The sequence below is a fragment of the Pseudomonas sp. CCOS 191 genome (assembly GCF_001007005.1).
Classification (GTDB): Bacteria; Pseudomonadota; Gammaproteobacteria; order Pseudomonadales; family Pseudomonadaceae; genus Aquipseudomonas; species Aquipseudomonas soli.
The window spans coordinates 5,427,920-5,446,011 of the sequence record NZ_LN847264.1 but is presented as its reverse complement, the minus strand read 5'-3'; the positions used below and the strand labels follow the sequence as shown (position 1 = coordinate 5,446,011).

Sequence of the window (18,092 nt, the reverse complement as noted above, 5' to 3'; positions counted from 1 at the left end):
CGCATTGACTAGTGGGCGCCCGCAGAGCTAGTCGAGAATGAACGCCGCCACCGCATCGGCCACCTGATCCGCCACCTGTGGCCGGTCACGCAGGTGCGCGGCGATGCCGTGGTCGCAGTCGGTGAGCATCAGGCATTCCACATGGGGCGCCGGCACCGAACGCAACAAGGCGTGGGTGACTTCCTCGGGAATCGGGCTGTAGCGCTCGACCCCCGCCAGGCGCCGGGTCCCGGCCGAGGTCCCGGGGCCCTGGCCGTGGACCTTGGAGTTGAGCCCGTCATATTCGCCGATCACCAGCAGCACCCGACCCTGGAACTGACGCAGGAAGGCATAGCTGTCGCAGTCGAGGAACGCAAAAGGCTTGCGGATCGCTTCGCTGAAGGCCGGCCCGAAGGGCGCGCAATGGGCTGCATCGGGGTAGACCGCCGGGCAGATCAGCACCAGCTTGCGCACGTTGGGGCGCTGGGCTGCCAGCTTGAGGGCGATGGCGGCGCCCAGGCTGTGGCCGACCAGGGTGTCGCTGCGCGCATCCAGATGCTGGTGGAAGCGCAGGGCTTCCTGCAGATTGCTGGCCAGCGACGCGTCCTTTGCACCAGGCTCGCTGGCCAGGCTGTGGCCGGAGAGGTTGCCGGTCAGCGAACCGATCCCCTGCTGTTGCAGGCGATAGAGCAAAGGGTTCAGGCGGGTGAAATCGGAGCGGGCGCCGCCGACCACAAAGACCGTGGGGGCGCACTCATGTACCGGGAGCAGCAGGCGGGCCTGTTGCCGATAGCCGTCGAAAGCCTCGTCGATGAAGCGTTCCGGGCCGGGAGCGGGTTCGTCGTATTGCCATCTGGCGCGCAGCGCGGTGTTCGACTCGGCATCCATGTTGATCTCCTTGAACAGGCCATGCGCAGTATAAGTAGCTGTCGGCAAAGGCGGAACACCCGTCCGATCGGCGCCAATCGGCACGCGGCGCGCGCCAGGCCTTGCCTGGGTTGGACTTCCCCTGTCGGAAACAGCAAAATGAACCCTTTCCTCCATCGACCAGACCGGACCTGTTGACTCTATGCGTATGCGCCTGATGCTGTTGGGTGGTGGCAATGCCCTCGGGCAAGCGCTGATTCGTCTCGGGGCCGAGGAAGATATCGCGTTCCTGGCGCCTCGCCCTCCGGAAAACGGCTGGGATCCGGCCAGCCTGACCCTGCTGCTCGACGAGCAGCGCCCGCACACCGTGATCAACCTGGCCTACTACTTCGACTGGTTCCAGGCCGAGTCGGTCAGCGAGCAACGCCTGGCCCAGCAGGAGCGGGCGGTGGAGCGGCTCGCCGAACTGTGCCAGCACCACGAGATGATCCTCGTGCAGCCGTCCAGCTATCGGGTGTTCGATGGTTCGCGCGCCACGGCCTACAGCGAGAAGGACGAGCCGGTACCGCTCGGCCTGCGTGGCCAGGCGCTGTGGCGCATCGAGCAGAGTGTGCGGGCCACCTGCCCGCAGCATGTGCTGCTGCGTTTCGGCTGGCTGCTGGATGAAAGCCTCGATGGCGCGCTCGGGCGTTTCCTGACCCGCGCCGAACAGCCCCAGGAGCTGCTGCTGGCCGATGACCGCCGCGGCAACCCGACACCGGTGGACGACGCCGCGCGAGTGATCCTCTCGGTGCTCAAGCAACTCGATTGCCAGGCGCCGCTGTGGGGCACCTACCACTACGCCGGCAACGAAGCGACCACGCCGCTGGTACTCGGCCAGGCGATCCTCACCGAGGCCACCCAGTGGCGCAAGCTGGCCGTGCAGGCGCCCACCGCCCAGGCCCACGCCGCCCGCCCGGATGCCAGCGAGGAGCCGCAGCACGCGGTACTGGCCTGCAAGAAGATCCTTCATACCTTCGGCATCAAGCCACGCGCCTGGCGCGCCGGCTTGCCGCCCCTACTGGACCGATTCTACCGACATGGCTGACGCCCCCATCCTGATCACCGGCGGTGCCGGCTTCATTGGCTCGCACCTGTGCGATGCGTTGCTGGAGAAAGGCTACGCGGTGCGTATCCTCGACGACCTGTCGACCGGCAAGCGCGACAACCTGCAGCTTGGCCACCCGCGCCTGGAACTGCTCGAGGGCGATGTCGCCGATGCCGCGCTGGTGGCCCGTGCCGCCAGTGGCTGCCAGGCGGTGGTGCACCTGGCCGCGGTGGCCTCGGTGCAGGCCTCGGTGGAAGACCCGGTGAAGACCCACCAGAGCAACTTCATCGGCACGCTGAACGTGTGCGAGGCGATGCGCCTGAACGGCATCCGCCGCGTGCTGTTCGCTTCCAGCGCGGCGGTGTACGGCAACAACGGCGAAGGCCAGTCGATTGCCGAAGACACGCCCAAGGCGCCGCTGACCCCCTACGCAGTGGACAAGCTGGCCAGCGAGCAGTACCTGGACTTCTACCGCCGCCAACACGGGCTGGAGCCGGTGGTGTTCCGCTTCTTCAATATCTTCGGCCCACGCCAGGACCCTTCCTCGCCGTATTCCGGGGTGATCAGCATCTTCTGCGAGCGCGCCACCAGTGGCAAACCGATCACGGTATTTGGTGATGGCGAGCAGACCCGCGACTTCCTGTTTGTCGGTGACCTGGTCCAGGTAATGGTGCAGGCGCTCGAGCAGCAGGCGGTGGAAGAGGGCGCGGTAAACATCGGCCTGAACCAGGCGACCTCGCTGAACCAGTTGCTCAAGGCGCTGGAACAGGTGGTGGGCGGCTTGCCTGCAATCAGCTACGGCCAGGCACGGTCGGGGGACATCCGCCATTCGCGGGCGGACAACTCGCGTTTGCTGGCACGTTTCGTATTCCCCGAGCCAACGCCGTTTGTCGAAGGTCTGGCCCGCTTGCTCGGCAAAGCTTGAGCCTCTCGCGGGGCTTGCCCCGCGATGACGTCACGAATGCCGGATCAGCTGTCGCCGACAATCCTCCGGCCCCAGCACTCGCCCGTCCCGGGCCCGCACCTGCAACGTCTCCAGCCCCTGGCCGCGATCATCGACCAACTGCGAGCGTGACTCTCCTGACGTGAACAGGTGCCGCTCCCCCCATTGGCGCAAGCCGATCACGATCGGAAACACCGAGCGGCCCTTTTCCGTCAGCACATATTCCTTGTAGGCACTGCCATCGGATGCAGGCTGCTGTGCCAGTAGCCCGGCCTCCACCAGCAGTTTCAGGCGCGAAGCGAGGATGTTCTTCGCCAGCCCGAGGTTTTTCTGCAATTCGCTGAAACGGCACGGGCCATCGAAGGCATCGCGCAGGATCATCAGCGCCCAGCGGTCGCCGAGCACCTCCAGGGCGCGGGCCACTGGGCATTGCTGGTTGTTCTCGTCGAGCATGAGGCGTTCCTTGGGTGTGATCTGGTTGCAGAATAAAACCATGTTTGCTAGAAATCCAGTTTCATGGTTTTAAATTGAAACCAGGTTTGGAGGGATTGCTGATGCCACCGCTCACCCGCGGATTGACGCTGTTGCTGGCTGCCGCCTGCGCCTTGGCCGTGGCCACTGTGTACCTCGCCCAGCCGCTGCTGGAGGCCATGGCCGCAAGCCTCGGCGTAAGCGCTGCGCGCGTCGGCCTGGTGGTGGGCATGACCCAGGCCGGCTATGCCTTGGGTCTGTTGCTGATCGTGCCGCTGGGCGACCTGGTCGATCGCCGCCGGCTGATCGTTGGCCAGTTGCTGGCATCGGCCGGCGCGCTGTTGGCCGTGGCGTTTGCCGTGGACTGGGCCATGCTGCTGGTGGCGATGGCCATGGTTGGCCTGGCTGCGGTAGTGGTGCAGGTGATGGTCGCGCATGCCGCCACACTGGCCACGCCAGCTCAGCAGGGGCAGGCGGTGGGGACTGTCACCAGTGGCGTGGTACTGGGCATCCTGTCAGCGCGCTTGGTCTCGGGTGCACTGGCTGACCTGCTGGGCTGGCACGGCGTATACGTCGTGGCGGCGGGGCTGGCGTTGGCCATGGCGTTGTTGCTGGCCTGGCGCTTGCCTGCTGTCAGGCCGCAGGGGCCGAGGCAGCGCTATAGGGTACTGCTGGTTTCAGTGCTGCGCTTGTACCGGCATGACCGTCTGCTACGTCAGCGCGGTGTGTTTGCGGTGCTGATCTTCGCGGCGTTCAGCGTGTTGTGGAGCGCAATGGTGTTGCCCCTGAGCGCCGCGCCCCTGGCTCTGGACCATACACAGGTCGGGCTGTTCGGCCTGGCCGGCGTGGCTGGCGCGCTGGCGGCGTCGCGTGCCGGGCGCCTGGCGGATCAGGGGCAGGGCCGGCGGGTGAGCGGATGGGCGCTCGGGCTGTTGACGTTGTCATGGCTGCCCAGCGCCTACCTGGAGCAGTCATTGCTGGCGCTGGTGATCGGGGTGCTGATGCTGGACCTGGCCGTGCAGGCCGTGCATGTGACTAACCAGAGCCTGTTGCTGGCGGGGCGCGGCGAGATGGCCAGCCGGCTGATCGGTGCCTACATGTGCTGCTATTCGGTCGGCAGCGGGGTGGGTGCGGTCGTGGCGACCTGGGTGTATGGGCAGTGGGGCTGGGTGGCGGTGTGCGGGTTGGGGGCGGGGATAAGCGCGGTTGCCTGGGGCTACTGGGGGTACCTGTGGTGGGGCGAGACAGCGCGGGGCAAGCCCGCTCCAGAAGGAACGGGCTTGCCTGCGGATCAGAACTTGTAGCCGATGCCGACCATGTAGACCCATGGATCGACGTCCACGTCGACCTTGGTCTTGCCGACGCCCAGGGCGCTCGGGCCATCGATGCTGGCCTTGGTGTCGATGTCGACGTACCAGACCGCGGCGTTGAGCAGCAGGTTGTCGGTGAGCATGTAGTCCATGCCCAACTGGCCGGCGATGCCTACCGAGTCCTTCAGCTTCATGTTGCTGAAGCCCTGGGCCTTGCGGTTGCTGCTCAGGTCTTCATCGAAGAACATCGTGTAGTTGATGCCCACGCCAGCGTAGGGCTGGAATTTGGAGCTTGGCTCCATCGGGTAGTACTGCAGCGACAGGGTCGGTGGCAGCTGCTTGATGTCGGCCAGCTTGCCATCCAGGCCTGGGCCGAGGCCCTTGACGCCGACTTTGTGCTGGAACGGCGTGGCGGCCAGCAGCTCGAGGCCGATGTGGTCGGTGAGCATGTAGGCGAAGGCCAGGCCCAGCTGGGTGTCGCTGTCCAGGGTCGCCTTGGTGCCCGAGACCTTGGCGCCATCGAGCTTGATGTCACCGCTGCTTTCGTTCGGCGCGGTGGTGATGGCGCCGGCGCGGAGGATGAAATCCCCCGCCTGGTGGGCGTGGGCAACAGGGGCTGCGAGCGCCAACGCGACGAGCGAGGCACTGAGCAAGGACTTGTTCATGGAAGCTCCCAGAGGACGTGAGTAATCGAGTAGTCCAATGGTACGAAGCTGACTAAACAGAAAGTTTGACCCAGCTCAACGAAGCCTCTTCAAACGGGCGTGCACAGTTCTCACTTCAGCTCATAAGCGTAGATTTTCTCGGCTTCCATCTGGTAGCCCGCATCGGCCAGCTCGCTGCTGGACGCCTTGACCTGCATCGTGCCTTCGATCCAGTAGGGTTGATAGAGGTCTTCGATACGCACGCCCATCTCGCTGAAGATGTGCACGATCTGGTTCGAGGGCGGCGGTGGCACGTGGATGCAGGCGCCGTAGTAGGGCACCAGGAGGAACTCGGTGGTGCGGCCTTCGTCGCTGACCTCCAGTGGCACGATGTAGCCGGGGATCTTCACCGGCTGGCCGTCCAGTGCCTTTACCACCGGCGCGTTGGGCGCCTGCTGGCGGGCGGCGGGGGCGGCCTCGGCGGCCAGCGCGTCGCTGATCTGCGACAGGTCGTGCAGCGGCGTCAGTTGCGGCGGGATGATCGGCGCGCCTTCGGGGATCAACGCGGGCCAGTCCAGTTCACGAGGTTCGGCGGCACACACCGTGGATGCCAGCAACACCACTGCCAGTAACAGGTAATGCCAAGCAGTGGAAGCCTGCCTGTTGTCCATGGATGTCGCGCTCATGAAGGTTCTCAAAGATGAATCGACAGGCCATCGGCCAGCGACTGTCGGTAGGCGCGCCAGGCCGGCACGCTGCCCATCAGCAGCGCCGCGCCAAGGATGATAGCCAGCAGCGTCCACTCATGGGCGCTTGGCCAGGCCAATGGCAGGTACAGCCCGTAATTGGCCTGCACATAGCCCTGTGCCAGGGCTATGCCGGCATACAGCAAGCCAAGCCCGGCGGCGATGCCCGACAAGGCCAGGGCCAGTGCCTCGAGCACCAGCAGCCCGGCGATGTGCCAGGGACGGGCCCCCACCGAGCGCAGGATGGCCATTTCCCGGCGACGTTCGTTGAGGCTGGTGAGAATCGCGGTGAGCATGCCGATCAGGCCGGTGAGCACGACGAACAACGACACCACGAACAATGCCTGCTCGGCCGTGCCCATCAGGCTCCACAGCTCCTGCAGGGCCACGCCGGGCAGGATCGCCAGCAGGGGCTCGGCACGGTACTCGTTGATCTCGCGCTGCAGGCTGAAAGTGGCGATCTTGCTGTTGAGCCCGAGCATGAAGGCGGTGATGGCGGTGGGTTGCAGGTCCATGGCGCGGGCCTGCTCGGCACTGATGCGCCCGGCGCCACGGGCCGGGACGCCGTTGTGCCAGTCGATGTGAATCGCTTCCATCCCTGCCAGGCTGATGTGCAGGGTGCGGTCCACCGGGGTGCCGGTGCGTTCGAGCACGCCGACCACGGTGAATGGCTTGTCGTCATGCTTGATCAGGCTGATGGCGGCCACGCCGTGCGCCAGCACCAGCTTGTCACCCAGTTTGTAGTGCAGCGCCTCGGCGACTTCGGCACCCAGCACCACTTCGAACGGATCGTCGGCGAACGCCCGGCCCTGGTCGAGTGCCAGGTGCTGGCGGCGACCGAACTGGTAATGGCTGAAGTAGTCGGCGCTGGTGCCCATCACCCGGTAGCCGCGGTGTGAATCGCCCAGGGAAATCGGGATCGCCCACTTCACCCGTGGATCCTTGGCGTAATACTCGTAGCTGTCCCAGCGGATGTTGTTGGTGGCATTGCCGATGCGGAACACCGAGTACAGCAGCAGATTCACCGACCCCGAACGGGCGCCGACGATCAGGTCGGTGCCGCTGATGGTGCTGGCGAAACTGGCGCGGGCTTCGGTGCGTACCCGCTCGACGGCCAGCAGCAAGCACACCGACAGGGCGATGGCGAACGCGGTGAGCAGGGCGGTGAAACGGCGGTTGGCCAGGCTGGCCAGGGCAAGGCGAAGCAGGTACATCAGGCCTCCCGGGGCTTGGCGGCGCGATTGAGCTCGGCCAGGGACAGGTGGCGGTCGAACAGCGGCGCCAGGCTCTGGTCATGGCTGACGAACAGCAGGCTGGCGCCGGCGTCGCGGCATTCGTCGAACAACAGGCGAATGAACGCTTCGCGGGTGTCAGCGTCCAGGGCCGAGGTAGGCTCGTCGGCGATCACCAGCTCGGGCTGGCCGATCAGCGCCCTGGCCGCGGCGACCCGCTGCTGTTGCCCGATCGACAGGCTGTCGGCGCGGCGGGCGAGCAGGGCCGGATCGTCCAGGCCCAGGTGGGCGAGCAACTGGGCCGCGGCCTGGTCGATGCTGCCGTGGCGCTGGGCGGCGCGAGCGGCACGGCTTTTCGAGAAGCGGCAGGGCAGCTCGACGTTTTCGCGCACCGAGAGGAACGGCAGCAGGTTGAACTGCTGGAAGATGTAGCCGGTGTGATCGACCCGGAAGCGGTCGCGCGCGCCCTGGCCCAAGGTCGCCAAGTCCTGGCCGAGCAGGCGGATGCTGCCCTGGCCTGGGCGGTTGACCCCGCCCAACAGGCCGAGCAGGGTGGTCTTGCCACTGCCGCTGGGGCCCTTGAGGAACAACGCCTCGCCGGGCTCCAGGCGAAACGCCGGGATCTCCAGCAGCGGCGCCTGGCCAGGCCAGGCGAACACCAGGTCATGCAGTTCGATCAGCGGCTGGCTCATTCAGAACTCGACCACGGCCTTGGCGGGGGTGGCTTCCACGCCTTTCTGGCCATTCGGACCGATCAGTTGCACGTTGATCTTCTGGGTTTGCGGGAAGGTTTTGAACAGGCGGCCGAGGTCGATCTGGGTGAGTTTGCCCGGGGTGGCGCAGGTCAGCTGGTAACGGGCATTGATGTCGGCGTGCTGGTGGGTGTTGCCGCCAGCCTCGGGGGCATTCCCGAACAGCGGGCTTTCCAGCTCCTGGGCCTCCTCCTTGCAACCAGCGGCCTGGGCGATGGCGAACAACTTCAGGGGTTGTTCGAGCTGCTGGCGTGCGGCGGCGACCTTGGCTTTGTCGGCGTCGCTGCTGGCGGCGTGTTCGAAGCCGACCAGGTTCATCGCCGGACTGTCCAGCGCCAGCTCGAGGACGTTGCCGTCGATTACCGCGTTGAGCTTGGCCACGCCGTGCTCATGGGCGCCGAGGGTGCCATGGGCGTGATCGTGGTCATGTTCATGGTCGTGATCGTCGTGGGCATGGGCCACGGCCAGGGGAAGCAGGGCAAAGGGCAGGGCGAGCAACAGACGACGCATGGACGGCTCCACAGGCGGCTTGGAATGAATTTGTGATGTTATAACAATTTGCATTTGCCCCGCCAGCCTGCCTGGCACAGGTTTCATGTTCGTGGGAGCATGGCGTAATCGAGCCTGGAAACAAGGAAATAATCGTGAGAATTCGTGGACAGATCGGCGCGTGGCCGGTGGACCTGACTGTCGAGCTGGAGCCGCATGAATGGGCGCAGCTGGGGCGTAGGATGGATGTCCAGGCGCCGGTGGAAGCTGCGCCGGTCAGCGCCAGTCCCGTACCCCGACAGGATGACGGACAGTGGGCGGCGGCGCGTGAAGTGCTGCGTCAGGCGGGGCAGATGGGTGGTCCGGAGCTGCTGGAGCGTCTGGAAGGTTTGGCCGGAAGCGTGGTGGCAGGCAAGCGGCTGCTGGTGCGCTTGCGCCATAGCAGTGAGGTGAAGGTGGAAAGTGGCGTGGATGCGCCGGTGTATCGCTGGGTGGGATGAGGGGCCGCCGTGCGGCCCTTTCGCCGGCAAGCCGGCTCCCACAGGCACCGCGTGTTTCTGAGGGAGCAACTGTCTTTTAGCTTTGGCAAGCCATCCACAGAGATGGCGCTTGGCTTGAGGGGCTGCGGTCGGGGTGGGAGCCGGCTTGCCGGCGAAAGGGCTGCATAGCAGCCCCAGCAGCCTCAGAACAACGCTGAGGACAGCTTGCGGCGGTACACACTGACCAGCGGATGCTCGGTGCCCAGCAGCTCGAATACCTGTAGCAGCGCCTTCTGCGGCAGGCCGTTCTCGTAGGCGCGGTTGCGCTGGAACAGCTTCAGCAACCCATCCATCGCGGCCTCGTACTGCTGGCGTGCCAACTGCTGGATGCACAGCTGGTAGGCTGCTTCGTCATCCTGCGGATTCTGCGCCAGGCGGCTCTTCAGCTCCGCGGCTTCCGGCAGGCTGGCGGCCTGGCGCAGGAAGGTCAGCTGGGCCTTGGCGCCGGCCAGTGCGGCCTTGTGCTCGTCGGTCTTGACCGCGTCGAGCACCACCTGGGCCTCGCCCAGCTCGCCGCGCTCGGCCAGGCAGCGGGCGTAGAGGATCAGCGCCTCGGCATTGCTGTTGTCTTCACCCAGCAGCACCTGCAGCAGGGCCTCGGCCTCGCTGAAGCGACTTTCGGCGAATAGCGCCTTGGCCTGCTCCAGCGGCGCGGCGGCGGGCGGCGCGGGCATCTGCACATGGGGTTCGAGCATGGCGCGGATGGCCGACTCGGGCTGCGCGCCGGCAAAGCCGTCGACCGGTTGGCCATCCTTGAACAGCACCACGGTCGGCAGGCTGCGGATGCCGAACTGGGCGACGATCTGCTGCTCGACGTCGCAGTTGATCTTGGCCAGCAGCAGCTCGCCCTGGTAACCCTCGGCGATCTTCGCCAGCAGCGGCATCAGCGCCTTGCACGGCGCGCACCATTCGGCCCAGAAGTCGACCAGCACCGGCTTGTGGAAGGAGTTCTCGATGACCAGTTGCTGGAAGTTGGCATCGGTGGCATCGAAGATATAGGGCAGGCTTTGGTTAACTGGCGCTTGGCTCATCGCAACTCTCGCAAATCCGTGAATGCCCCCACTATAAGGGCTCGCGGCTGGCGTGGTACAGGCTGACCCGGCGGAATTCGTGCGGCTCGGCCAGATCCGGCAGGGTCAGCGCCTCCAGCACGCCGAGCGGGCGGTACAGCGGGTGGCTGAAATCGCGCACCCGCGAGTCGGCCACCAGCGCCTGGCGGCCACGGCCGAGGAATGCGTCCAGCAACGGCAGGTTGGCGCGGTCGTAGAGCACATCGGCGACCAGGATCAGGTCGAAGCGATCGGCCTCGGCGAAAAAATCGCTGCTGTAGCCCAGCGTCACGCCGTTCAGTGCGGCGTTGGCGCGACAGGCGTCCAGGGCCAGCGGGTCGAGGTCGCAGGCCACCACCTCCAGCGCGCCGGCCCGGGCGGCGGCGATCCCGGCGATGCCGGAGCCGGCGCCGAAGTCCAGCACGCGCTTGCCACGTACCCAGTGCGGCTGCTCGGCCAGGTAGCGCGCCATGGCCAGGCCGCTGGCCCAGCAGAAGCTCCAGTAGGGCGGCTCTTCGAGAATGCGCCGGGTTTCCTCGCTGCTGAATGCGCGATCCATGTTCTGGTCGTCGATCAACCAGAGCTTCAGGTCGCATTCGGGCAGTTCACTGACGATAAGGCGTGCTTCGCCGATCAGGCCGCTCAAGGCCTGTTGCAGGGCCAGCGGGGCCATCTACGGTGCCTTTTCGAAGCGCAGCGGGCCGGTGGCCTGGGTCTGGGCCTGGGCGATGGGTACCGGAGGCAGGTGCAGGATCAACTGGCCGGAGCGGCTGGCGCGGCCGCGCAGTTCGACCCGCGCGCCGGCCGGGAAGGCTTCGGGGTTGAAGCGCAGGCGGTAGGGCAGGGCCTGGCCGGTGCCGCTCAGGGTGCTGCTGGCCAGCAGTTGCTGCGGGCGGCCACGCTCGTCGATCACCAGCAGGGCCAGCTCCACATCGGCACCTGCCGGGATTTCCATCAGGGTACCGCTCAGCTCGCGCTGGTAGGCCGGCAGCGGGCCCAGGGGTTCGGTCTTCTTTGCCACCTTGGCCGGCACCGGCGCCGGGGCTTGTTCCGGCTTGGGGCGGTCGCTGCCGCAGGCGGCGAGCAGGGCGGCGCAACACAGCACGACGAGCGCTCGAGGGTACATGGGGTCGTCCTTCACGGGCAGATTTGCATGGATGGTAACCCCTTTGGCTTGTCTTGCCAGTGCAATGCGCTACCATGGCCCTCCCTTTTTTTGTTGCCTGCCACCATGCACTGTCCGTTTTGCGGCGCCAACGACACCAAGGTCATCGACTCGCGCCTGGTCGCCGAGGGCGAACAGGTGCGTCGCCGTCGCGAGTGCGTCGCCTGCGGCGAACGTTTCACCACCTTCGAAACCGCCGAGCTGGTGCTGCCGCGGCTGATCAAGCAGGACGGCACGCGCCAGCCCTTCGATGAAGACAAGCTGCGCGCCGGCATGCAGCGCGCGCTGGAAAAGCGCCCGGTCAGCGTCGAGCGCCTGGAAGCGGCGTTGGCGCACATCAAGAGCCGCCTGCGTGCCACTGGCGAGCGCGAAGTGAAGTCGTTGGTGGTCGGTGAGATGGTGATGGCCGAGTTGCGCAAGCTCGACGAAGTGGCCTACATCCGATTCGCCTCGGTCTACCGACGTTTCCAGGACCTCGACGAATTCCGCGAAGAAATCGACCGCCTGGCCCGCGAGCCAGCCAAAGAGTAAGCATGTCCAGCCAAGCCATTCTCGACGCCCACTACATGGCCCGGGCCGTGGAACTGGCCCGCAAGGGCCTGTACAGCACCCACCCCAACCCCCGCGTGGGCTGCGTGATCGTGCGCGATGGCGAGGTGGTCGGCGAGGGCTGGCATGTGCGTGCTGGCGAGCCGCACGCCGAGGTCCACGCCCTGCGCCAGGCCGGCGAGCGCGCCCGAGGCGCCTGTGCCTACGTCACCCTCGAGCCCTGCAGCCACCATGGGCGCACGCCGCCGTGCGCCGAAGCCCTGGTCAACGCCGGGGTGGCGCGGGTGGTGGCGGCCATGCAGGACCCCAACCCGCAAGTGGCCGGCAATGGCCTGCGCCGTCTGCGCGAGGCCGGCATCGAGGTTGCCAGCGGGGTGCTCGAAGCCGAGGCCCGCGCCCTCAACCCAGGCTTCCTCAAGCGTATGGAGCACGGCCTGCCATTCGTGCGCGCCAAGCTGGCCATGAGCCTGGACGGTCGCACTGCCATGGCCAGTGGCGAGAGCCAGTGGATCACCGGCCCCGCCGCCCGCGCCGCGGTCCAGCGCCTGCGCGCCCGGTCCAGCGTGGTACTGACCAGCGCCGAGAGCGTGCTGTTCGACAATGCCCGCATGACCGTGCGTGGCGAGGAACTTGGCCTGGATGAGGCGCTCACCGCCCTGGCCGTGTCGCGCCCGCCGCTGCGCGTGCTGATCGACGGGCGCCTGCGCCTGCCACTGGACGCGCCGTTCTTCCAGGCCGGCCCGGCGCTGGTGGTGACCGCCGCCGGCGAGGACCCTCGTTATGCCGCCGCCGGTCATGAGCTGCTCGACCTGCCCGGCAGCGACGGCCGCGTCGACTTGCCGGCCCTGCTGCGGGTGCTGGCCGGGCGGGGCGTCAACGAAATCCTCCTGGAAGCCGGCGCCGGCCTGGTCGGCGCCTTCGCCCGCCAGGGCCTGGTCGACGAGTACCAATTGTTCGTTGCCGGCACCTTCCTCGGCTCCGACGCCCGTCCGCTGCTGGACTGGCCGCTGTCGAAAATGAGCGAGGCGCCGCGGCTGAAGATCATCGACATGCGCGCGGTCGGCGATGACTGGCGAGTCACTGCCATCCCCCTGCCGGCCCCCGGCGTATAATGCCTGGCTTGCTTCGCGCAGCCCGTACTTGAGGAGAACAGCATGTTCACCGGCATCATCGAATCCATCGGCACCATCCGCACCATCCGCAGCCTCACCCCCAAGGGCGGTGACGTGCGCGTCTACGTTGAAACCGGCAAGCTCGACCTGGCCGACGTCAAGCTCGGCGACAGCATCGCGGTCAACGGCGTGTGCCTGACCGCCGTCGAGCTGCCCGGCGACGGCTTCTGGGCCGACGTCAGCGTCGAGACCCTCAAGCGTACCGCCATGGTCGACCTCAAGAGCGGCAGCCGGGTCAACCTGGAAAAGGCCCTGACCCCGACCACCCGCCTGGGCGGCCACCTGGTCAGCGGCCACGTCGACGGTGTCGGCGAGATCGTCTCGCGCGCCGATAACGCCCGCGCCATCCAGTTCCGCGTGCGCGCACCCAAGGAGCTGGCCAAGTACATCGCCCACAAGGGCTCGATCACCGTCGACGGCACCAGCCTGACGGTCAACGAAGTCGATGGCGCCGAGTTCGAGCTGACCATCGTCCCGCACACCCTGTCCGAAACCATCATGGCCGACTACCGCGCAGGGCGTCGGGTGAACCTTGAGGTCGACCTGCTGGCCCGTTACCTGGAGCGTCTGCTGCTGGGCGACAAGGCCGCCGAGCCGAGCAAAGGCAGTGGCATCACCGAAAGCTTCCTGGCCGCCAACGGCTTCTTGAAATCCTGATTGAGAAGGGGGTGCCGCGTGGCGCTCAACAGCATCGAAGAACTGGTCGAAGACATCCGCCAGGGCAAAATGGTCATCCTCATGGATGACGAAGACCGCGAGAACGAAGGCGACATCATCATGGCGGCCGAGTGCTGCCTGCCCGAGCACATCAATTTCATGGCCAAGCACGCCCGTGGCCTGATCTGCATGCCGATGACCCGCGAGCGCTGCGAAACCCTGAAGCTGCCGCTGATGGCGCCGCGCAACGGTTCGGGCTTCGGCACCAAGTTCACCGTGTCGATCGAGGCCGCCGAAGGCGTCACCACCGGCATCTCCGCCGCCGACCGCGCCCGCACCGTGCAGGCTGCCGCGGCCAAGGACGCCAAGGCCGAGGACATCGTCAGCCCTGGGCATATCTTCCCGCTGATGGCCCAGCCCGGCGGCACCCTGGCCCGCGCCGGCCATACCGAGGCCGCCTGCGACCTGGCGCGCATGGCCGGTTTCGAGCCGAGCGGGGTGATCTGCGAGGTGATGAACGACGACGGCACCATGTCGCGTCGCGCCGAGCTGGAAGTGTTCGCTGCCGAGCATGGCTTGAAGATCGGCACCATCGCCGACCTGATCCACTACCGCATGATCCACGAGCGCACCGTGCAGCGCGTTTCCGAGCAGTCGGTCGAGAGCGAGCTGGGCGAATTCAACCTGGTCACCTACCGTGACGCGGTGGAAGGCGACGTGCACATGGCCCTGACGCTGGGCAAGATCTGCGCTGAAGAGCCGACGCTGGTGCGGGTGCACAACATGGACCCGCTGCGCGACCTGCTGCTGGTCAAGCAGCCGGGGCGCTGGAGCCTGCGCGCGGCCATGGCCGCGGTGGCCGAGGCCGGCAGCGGCGTGGTCCTGCTGCTGGGCCACCCGCTGGACGGCGACGTGCTGCTGGCGCACATCCGCGAAAGCGCGGGCGATGCACAGCCCAAGGCACCCACCACCTACAGCACCGTCGGTGCCGGTTCGCAGATCCTGCGCGACCTCGGTGTGCGCAAGATGCGCCTGATGAGTTCGCCGATGAAGTTCAATGCGATATCCGGATTCGATCTGGAAGTTGTAGAATACGTGCCCTCCGAGTGACTTGAGGCGGCCTGATCGCCCTTAAGCTCGAGTCAAAACCCTCCCGAGGCCGCCACAGCGCGGCCTCGCTCTTGAAGATGAGAACTCCGGAATGACCCTGAAGACCATCGAAGGTACCTTCATCGCCCCCAAAGGTCGCTATGCTTTGGTGGTTGGCCGCTTCAACAGCTTCGTCGTCGAAAGCCTGGTAAGCGGTGCAGTCGATGCCCTGGTACGCCACGGCGTCAGCGAAAGCGACATCACCATCATCCGTGCCCCGGGCGCGTTCGAAATCCCGCTGGTGGCACAGAAAGTCGCCCAGCAGGGCGCTTATGACGCGATCGTCGCCCTGGGCGCGGTGATCCGTGGCGGTACCCCGCACTTCGAATACGTGGCGGGCGAGTGCACCAAGGGCCTGGCCCAGGTGTCCATGGAGTTCGGTGTTCCGGTGGCCTTCGGCGTACTGACCGTCGACTCCATCGAACAGGCCATCGAGCGTTCCGGCACCAAGGCCGGCAACAAAGGTGCCGAAGCTGCCCTGTCCGCTCTGGAAATGGTCAGCCTGCTGGCGCAGTTGGAGGCCAAGTGATTAGCGACGAAAGCGATCGTTTCAACCCGCGCGATCCAAAACCCGCGGATGCCGGCAAGCCCTCGAAGAGCGCCAAGCGTCGCGAAGCCCGCAAGCTCGCCACGCAAGCGCTCTACCAGTGGCACATGGCCAAGCATTCGCTGAACGAGGTCGAAGCGCAGTTCCGGGTCGACAACGATTTCACCGATATCGACGGCGCCTACTTCCGCGAGATCCTGCACGGGGTCCCAGCGAAGAAGGCCGAGATCGACGAGGCGCTCAAGCCTTGCCTGGACACGCCATTGGAAGAGCTCGACCCGGTCGAACTGGCCGTGCTGCGCCTGTCCACCTGGGAGTTCATGATGCGCGCCGACGTACCGTACCGCGTGGTCATCAACGAAGGTGTGGAACTGGCGAAAGTCTTCGGCGCCACCGACGGTCACAAGTTCGTCAACGGCGTGCTCGACAAGCTGGCTCCGCGTCTGCGTGAGGCGGAAGTCAAGGCGAACAAGCGCTGATCGCGGCGCTGACCAGCCATGGGTGAGTTCGAGCTGATCCGTCACTACTTCGCCGCCGCGCCCTGTGCGCAGGGTGGCGAGGGCGTGGCCCTGGGGATCGGCGACGACTGTGCCCTGCTGGACCTGCCTGCCGGCGAGCAGCTGGCGATCTCCACCGACACGCTCGTGGCCGGTGTGCATTTCCCTGCAGTCTGCGACCCGTTGCTGCTCGGCCAGCGTTCGCTGGCGGTGGCGGTCAGCGACCTGGCGGCCATGGGCGCCACGGCCGTCGGCTTCACCCTTGCCCTCACCTTGCCCCAGGTCGGCGCGCAATGGCTTGCCGGCTTTGCCGACGGCCTCGGCCGCATGGCCGCGCGCTGCGGTATCAGCCTGATTGGTGGCGACACCACCCGTGGCCCGTTGAGCATTACCGTGACCGTGTTCGGCCGGGTGCCGACCGGCCAGGCGCTGCGTCGCAGCGGCGCGCAGCCGGGCGACCTGCTGTGTGTCGGTGGTTTTCTGGGCAATGCGGCAGGGGCCTTGCCGCTGGTGCTGGGCGAACGCGAGGCGCCTGCCGATGTGGCCGGGCCATTGCTCGAGCATTACTGGTCGCCCTTGCCGCAACTGCAGCTGGGCGAGCGCTTGCGCGGCCTGGCCACGGCGGCGCTGGATATTTCCGACGGCCTGCTGGCCGACTGCGGGCATATCGCCAAGGCGTCCGGTGTTGCGCTGCAGGTGAACCTGGCGCAGGTCCCCGTGTCTGCTCCTTTACAGGCTTTCCTCGGTCGAGAAGCGGCCTTGCATGCAGCGCTCACCGGTGGTGACGACTATGTGCTGGCGTTCACCGTGCCGGAAAGCGCACTGACCGCCCTGGCCCGCGAGGTGCACGTCATCGGCCGGGTATTGGAAGGCCAGGGCGTGACCTTGCGTGACCCGCAAGGCCAGGACATCACCCCCGTGCAACGGGGCTATCAACATTTCAGGGAGACACCGTGACCGACCACCCCAACCAGGTGCCTGCGGAGTTCGTTCCGCCTTCGGTCTGGCGCAACCCGTGGCACTTCATCGCCTTCGGCTTCGGCTCGGGCACCTTGCCCAAGGCGCCGGGGACCTGGGGTTCGCTGGTGGCGCTGCCGTTCATCCCGCTGTGGCAGATGCTGCCCGACTGGGGTTACTGGCTGTTGCTGGGCATCAGCATGCTGTTCGGCGTGTGGTTGTGCGGCAAGGTGGCCAACGACTTGCGCGTGCACGACCATGAGGGCATTGTCTGGGACGAGATCGTCGGCATGTGGATCACCCTGTGGCTGGTGCCGGAAGGTTGGCAGTGGCTGCTGGCGGGGTTCCTGATGTTCCGCTTCTTCGACATCCTCAAACCGTGGCCGATCCGCTGGGTCGACCGCCATGTGCATGGTGGGTTCGGGATCATGCTCGACGATATCCTGGCCGGCGTGTTCGCCTGGCTGGGCATGCAGGTTCTGGTGTGGGCGGTGGCCTGATACAGGGAGCGTTGCGATGGGCCTGAAGGCTGTGGTGCTGGCATCGATGCTGTTGGTCGCGGGGCCGGGTGCGATGGCCCAGGAGGCGCCGGCGCAGGTGCGTCTGGTCAGCGAGGCGTGGGTCGACTACACCAATGCCGATGGCACCGGGCTGGCCTGGGACGTGTTGCGCAAGGTGTTCGAGCCGGCCGGGGTCAAGGTCGTGGTCAAGAGCGCGCCCTACAGCCGCGCCGTCGGGCTGGTGAAACGCGGCGAGGCGGATGCCTGGGTCGGCTCCTACAAGGAAGAGAACGCCGACAACCTGTATCCGCAGTGGTACTTCGACCAGGACCATATCTATGCCCTGGGCCTGGTCGACAAGCCGGTGCCAACGCTCGAGACCATCGGCCAGTACCGGCTGGCCTGGGTGCGCGGCTACGACTACGCCAGCTATCTGCCCGAGGTCCACAACTTCCGCGAGATCCAGCGTCGCGAGGGCATCCTGCCGATGCTCGAGCATGACCGGGTCGATTTCTACATCGATGCGCTCGCCGAGGTCGACTATGTGCTTGGCCAGGCGCCCGATGCCACGCGCTTTCGCCGCACCCATGTCGCCGAGCTGCCGTTGTACCTGGCCTTCACCCACAGTGAACAGGGCAAAGCCTTGCGCGACCTGTTCGACCGGCGCATGGAGCAACTGGTGCGCAGCGGCGAGCTGAAGCCGATCTTCGAGCGCTGGAAGCAGCCTTATCCGTTCACGGTTGATCAGCTGCCCCATCAGTAAGTGCCCGCAGTCCGCTCCCGCAGGGGCC

23 protein-coding genes are annotated in these 18,092 nt (G+C 66.5%); 13 read left to right on the top strand and 10 right to left on the bottom strand.

Annotation, left to right across the window (positions count from 1 at the left end; all coding sequences use genetic code 11):
* Positions 1 to 27: 27 nt before the first annotated feature.
* On the bottom strand, positions 28 to 867 hold the full coding sequence (locus CCOS191_RS24305; RefSeq protein ID WP_046857331.1) for an alpha/beta hydrolase: 840 nt from the start codon (positions 865 to 867) through the stop codon (positions 28 to 30).
* Positions 868 to 1,048: 181 nt separating this feature from the next.
* Between CCOS191_RS24305 and CCOS191_RS24300 the strand changes: the two genes are divergently transcribed.
* On the top strand, positions 1,049 to 1,933 hold the full coding sequence (locus CCOS191_RS24300; RefSeq protein ID WP_038707252.1) for a sugar nucleotide-binding protein: 885 nt from the start codon (positions 1,049 to 1,051) through the stop codon (positions 1,931 to 1,933).
* Complete coding sequence (locus tag CCOS191_RS24295) at positions 1,926 to 2,858, top strand: NAD-dependent epimerase/dehydratase family protein (protein WP_046857330.1); 933 nt, start codon at positions 1,926 to 1,928, stop codon at positions 2,856 to 2,858. Before CCOS191_RS24300 ends, CCOS191_RS24295 begins: the two co-directional genes overlap by 8 nt.
* A gap of 30 nt (positions 2,859 to 2,888) precedes the next feature.
* Here the strand turns inward: CCOS191_RS24295 and CCOS191_RS24290 are convergent, their stop codons facing one another.
* Positions 2,889 to 3,329 (bottom strand): winged helix-turn-helix transcriptional regulator, encoded by a 441-nt coding sequence (locus CCOS191_RS24290; RefSeq protein ID WP_046857329.1) that lies wholly within the window; start codon positions 3,327 to 3,329, stop codon positions 2,889 to 2,891.
* A gap of 98 nt (positions 3,330 to 3,427) precedes the next feature.
* Between CCOS191_RS24290 and CCOS191_RS24285 the strand changes: the two genes are divergently transcribed.
* Positions 3,428 to 4,651, top strand: coding sequence for an MFS transporter (locus CCOS191_RS24285; RefSeq protein ID WP_046857916.1), 1,224 nt, complete (start codon positions 3,428 to 3,430; stop codon positions 4,649 to 4,651).
* Here CCOS191_RS24285 and CCOS191_RS24280 read toward each other — a convergent pair.
* The 5 genes from CCOS191_RS24280 to CCOS191_RS24260 form a co-directional block, all read right to left on the bottom strand.
* Positions 4,639 to 5,322: an OmpW/AlkL family protein gene (locus CCOS191_RS24280; protein ID WP_046857328.1), complete on the bottom strand. Its 684-nt coding sequence runs from the start codon at positions 5,320 to 5,322 to the stop codon at positions 4,639 to 4,641. The genes CCOS191_RS24285 and CCOS191_RS24280 overlap by 13 nt on opposite strands.
* Before the next feature lie 110 nt (positions 5,323 to 5,432).
* Positions 5,433 to 5,987, bottom strand: a complete 555-nt coding sequence (locus CCOS191_RS24275) for a DUF3299 domain-containing protein (RefSeq protein ID WP_046857327.1) — start codon at positions 5,985 to 5,987, stop codon at positions 5,433 to 5,435.
* 8 nt (positions 5,988 to 5,995) lie between these two features.
* Positions 5,996 to 7,261 carry an ABC transporter permease gene (locus CCOS191_RS24270; RefSeq protein WP_046857326.1) on the bottom strand — a complete coding sequence of 422 codons (1,266 nt, stop codon included), beginning with the start codon at positions 7,259 to 7,261 and terminating at the stop codon, positions 5,996 to 5,998.
* Entirely contained in the window at positions 7,261 to 7,971 is a 711-nt protein-coding gene (locus CCOS191_RS24265; protein WP_046857325.1) for an ABC transporter ATP-binding protein, read from the bottom strand. The genes CCOS191_RS24270 and CCOS191_RS24265 overlap by 1 nt, the downstream gene beginning before the upstream one ends.
* Positions 7,972 to 8,541 carry a DUF2796 domain-containing protein gene (locus CCOS191_RS24260; protein ID WP_046857324.1) on the bottom strand — a complete coding sequence of 190 codons (570 nt, stop codon included), beginning with the start codon at positions 8,539 to 8,541 and terminating at the stop codon, positions 7,972 to 7,974.
* Positions 8,542 to 8,675: 134 nt separating this feature from the next.
* Here CCOS191_RS24260 and CCOS191_RS24255 point away from each other — a divergent pair, with 134 nt between their 5' ends.
* Positions 8,676 to 9,020 (top strand): hypothetical protein, encoded by a 345-nt coding sequence (locus tag CCOS191_RS24255; RefSeq protein WP_046857323.1) that lies wholly within the window; start codon positions 8,676 to 8,678, stop codon positions 9,018 to 9,020.
* Between the two features lie 182 nt (positions 9,021 to 9,202).
* On the opposite strand, the gene trxA is transcribed toward CCOS191_RS24255, so the two are convergent.
* The 3 genes from trxA to CCOS191_RS24240 are packed head-to-tail and all read right to left on the bottom strand — an operon-like array spanning position 9,203 to position 11,234.
* Positions 9,203 to 10,090 (bottom strand): thioredoxin, encoded by an 888-nt coding sequence (gene trxA, locus CCOS191_RS24250; RefSeq protein WP_046857322.1) that lies wholly within the window; start codon positions 10,088 to 10,090, stop codon positions 9,203 to 9,205.
* A 31-nt stretch (positions 10,091 to 10,121) separates the two neighbouring features.
* Complete coding sequence (locus tag CCOS191_RS24245) at positions 10,122 to 10,781, bottom strand: class I SAM-dependent methyltransferase (protein ID WP_046857321.1); 660 nt, start codon at positions 10,779 to 10,781, stop codon at positions 10,122 to 10,124.
* On the bottom strand, positions 10,782 to 11,234 hold the full coding sequence (locus tag CCOS191_RS24240; protein ID WP_038707256.1) for a YbaY family lipoprotein: 453 nt from the start codon (positions 11,232 to 11,234) through the stop codon (positions 10,782 to 10,784). It abuts the gene before it with no gap.
* A gap of 105 nt (positions 11,235 to 11,339) precedes the next feature.
* Here CCOS191_RS24240 and nrdR point away from each other — a divergent pair, with 105 nt between their 5' ends.
* From nrdR to CCOS191_RS24195, 9 genes are all read left to right on the top strand, one after another.
* Positions 11,340 to 11,804: a transcriptional regulator NrdR gene (gene nrdR / locus CCOS191_RS24235; RefSeq protein WP_009685710.1), complete on the top strand. Its 465-nt coding sequence runs from the start codon at positions 11,340 to 11,342 to the stop codon at positions 11,802 to 11,804.
* A 2-nt stretch (positions 11,805 to 11,806) separates the two neighbouring features.
* Complete coding sequence (gene ribD / locus CCOS191_RS24230) at positions 11,807 to 12,934, top strand: bifunctional diaminohydroxyphosphoribosylaminopyrimidine deaminase/5-amino-6-(5-phosphoribosylamino)uracil reductase RibD (protein WP_046857320.1); 1,128 nt, start codon at positions 11,807 to 11,809, stop codon at positions 12,932 to 12,934.
* 42 nt (positions 12,935 to 12,976) lie between these two features.
* Positions 12,977 to 13,651, top strand: a complete 675-nt coding sequence (locus CCOS191_RS24225; RefSeq protein ID WP_046857319.1) for a riboflavin synthase — start codon at positions 12,977 to 12,979, stop codon at positions 13,649 to 13,651.
* A gap of 18 nt (positions 13,652 to 13,669) precedes the next feature.
* On the top strand, positions 13,670 to 14,761 hold the full coding sequence (gene ribBA / locus CCOS191_RS24220) for a bifunctional 3,4-dihydroxy-2-butanone-4-phosphate synthase/GTP cyclohydrolase II (protein ID WP_046857318.1): 1,092 nt from the start codon (positions 13,670 to 13,672) through the stop codon (positions 14,759 to 14,761).
* 91 nt (positions 14,762 to 14,852) lie between these two features.
* Positions 14,853 to 15,329 carry a 6,7-dimethyl-8-ribityllumazine synthase gene (gene ribH, locus CCOS191_RS24215; protein WP_023631199.1) on the top strand — a complete coding sequence of 159 codons (477 nt, stop codon included), beginning with the start codon at positions 14,853 to 14,855 and terminating at the stop codon, positions 15,327 to 15,329.
* A complete protein-coding gene (gene nusB, locus CCOS191_RS24210; RefSeq protein ID WP_046857317.1) occupies positions 15,326 to 15,826 on the top strand; it encodes a transcription antitermination factor NusB in 501 nt (166 codons plus the stop codon). The genes ribH and nusB overlap by 4 nt, the downstream gene beginning before the upstream one ends.
* Positions 15,827 to 15,844: 18 nt before the next feature.
* Complete coding sequence (thiL, locus tag CCOS191_RS24205) at positions 15,845 to 16,801, top strand: thiamine-phosphate kinase (RefSeq protein ID WP_046857316.1); 957 nt, start codon at positions 15,845 to 15,847, stop codon at positions 16,799 to 16,801.
* Positions 16,798 to 17,301: a phosphatidylglycerophosphatase A family protein gene (locus CCOS191_RS24200; protein WP_023632630.1), complete on the top strand. Its 504-nt coding sequence runs from the start codon at positions 16,798 to 16,800 to the stop codon at positions 17,299 to 17,301. The genes thiL and CCOS191_RS24200 overlap by 4 nt, the downstream gene beginning before the upstream one ends.
* Before the next feature lie 16 nt (positions 17,302 to 17,317).
* Positions 17,318 to 18,064, top strand: a complete 747-nt coding sequence (locus CCOS191_RS24195) for a substrate-binding periplasmic protein (RefSeq protein WP_046857315.1) — start codon at positions 17,318 to 17,320, stop codon at positions 18,062 to 18,064.
* Positions 18,065 to 18,092: the final 28 nt, after the last annotated feature.

Coding starts and splice junctions, on each gene's coding strand:
- CCOS191_RS24305 (WP_046857331.1), bottom strand. CDS start 867: ATGGATGCCGAGTCGAACACCGCGCTGCGCGCCAGATGGCAATACGAC.
- CCOS191_RS24300 (WP_038707252.1), top strand. CDS start 1,049: ATGCGTATGCGCCTGATGCTGTTGGGTGGTGGCAATGCCCTCGGGCAA.
- CCOS191_RS24295 (WP_046857330.1), top strand. CDS start 1,926: ATGGCTGACGCCCCCATCCTGATCACCGGCGGTGCCGGCTTCATTGGC.
- CCOS191_RS24290 (WP_046857329.1), bottom strand. CDS start 3,329: ATGCTCGACGAGAACAACCAGCAATGCCCAGTGGCCCGCGCCCTGGAG.
- CCOS191_RS24280 (WP_046857328.1), bottom strand. CDS start 5,322: ATGAACAAGTCCTTGCTCAGTGCCTCGCTCGTCGCGTTGGCGCTCGCA.
- CCOS191_RS24275 (WP_046857327.1), bottom strand. CDS start 5,987: ATGAGCGCGACATCCATGGACAACAGGCAGGCTTCCACTGCTTGGCAT.
- CCOS191_RS24270 (WP_046857326.1), bottom strand. CDS start 7,261: ATGTACCTGCTTCGCCTTGCCCTGGCCAGCCTGGCCAACCGCCGTTTC.
- CCOS191_RS24265 (WP_046857325.1), bottom strand. CDS start 7,971: ATGAGCCAGCCGCTGATCGAACTGCATGACCTGGTGTTCGCCTGGCCT.
- CCOS191_RS24260 (WP_046857324.1), bottom strand. CDS start 8,541: ATGCGTCGTCTGTTGCTCGCCCTGCCCTTTGCCCTGCTTCCCCTGGCC.
- trxA (WP_046857322.1), bottom strand. CDS start 10,090: ATGAGCCAAGCGCCAGTTAACCAAAGCCTGCCCTATATCTTCGATGCC.
- CCOS191_RS24245 (WP_046857321.1), bottom strand. CDS start 10,781: ATGGCCCCGCTGGCCCTGCAACAGGCCTTGAGCGGCCTGATCGGCGAA.
- CCOS191_RS24240 (WP_038707256.1), bottom strand. CDS start 11,234: ATGTACCCTCGAGCGCTCGTCGTGCTGTGTTGCGCCGCCCTGCTCGCC.
- nrdR (WP_009685710.1), top strand. CDS start 11,340: ATGCACTGTCCGTTTTGCGGCGCCAACGACACCAAGGTCATCGACTCG.
- ribD (WP_046857320.1), top strand. CDS start 11,807: ATGTCCAGCCAAGCCATTCTCGACGCCCACTACATGGCCCGGGCCGTG.
- CCOS191_RS24225 (WP_046857319.1), top strand. CDS start 12,977: ATGTTCACCGGCATCATCGAATCCATCGGCACCATCCGCACCATCCGC.
- ribH (WP_023631199.1), top strand. CDS start 14,853: ATGACCCTGAAGACCATCGAAGGTACCTTCATCGCCCCCAAAGGTCGC.
- thiL (WP_046857316.1), top strand. CDS start 15,845: ATGGGTGAGTTCGAGCTGATCCGTCACTACTTCGCCGCCGCGCCCTGT.
- CCOS191_RS24195 (WP_046857315.1), top strand. CDS start 17,318: ATGGGCCTGAAGGCTGTGGTGCTGGCATCGATGCTGTTGGTCGCGGGG.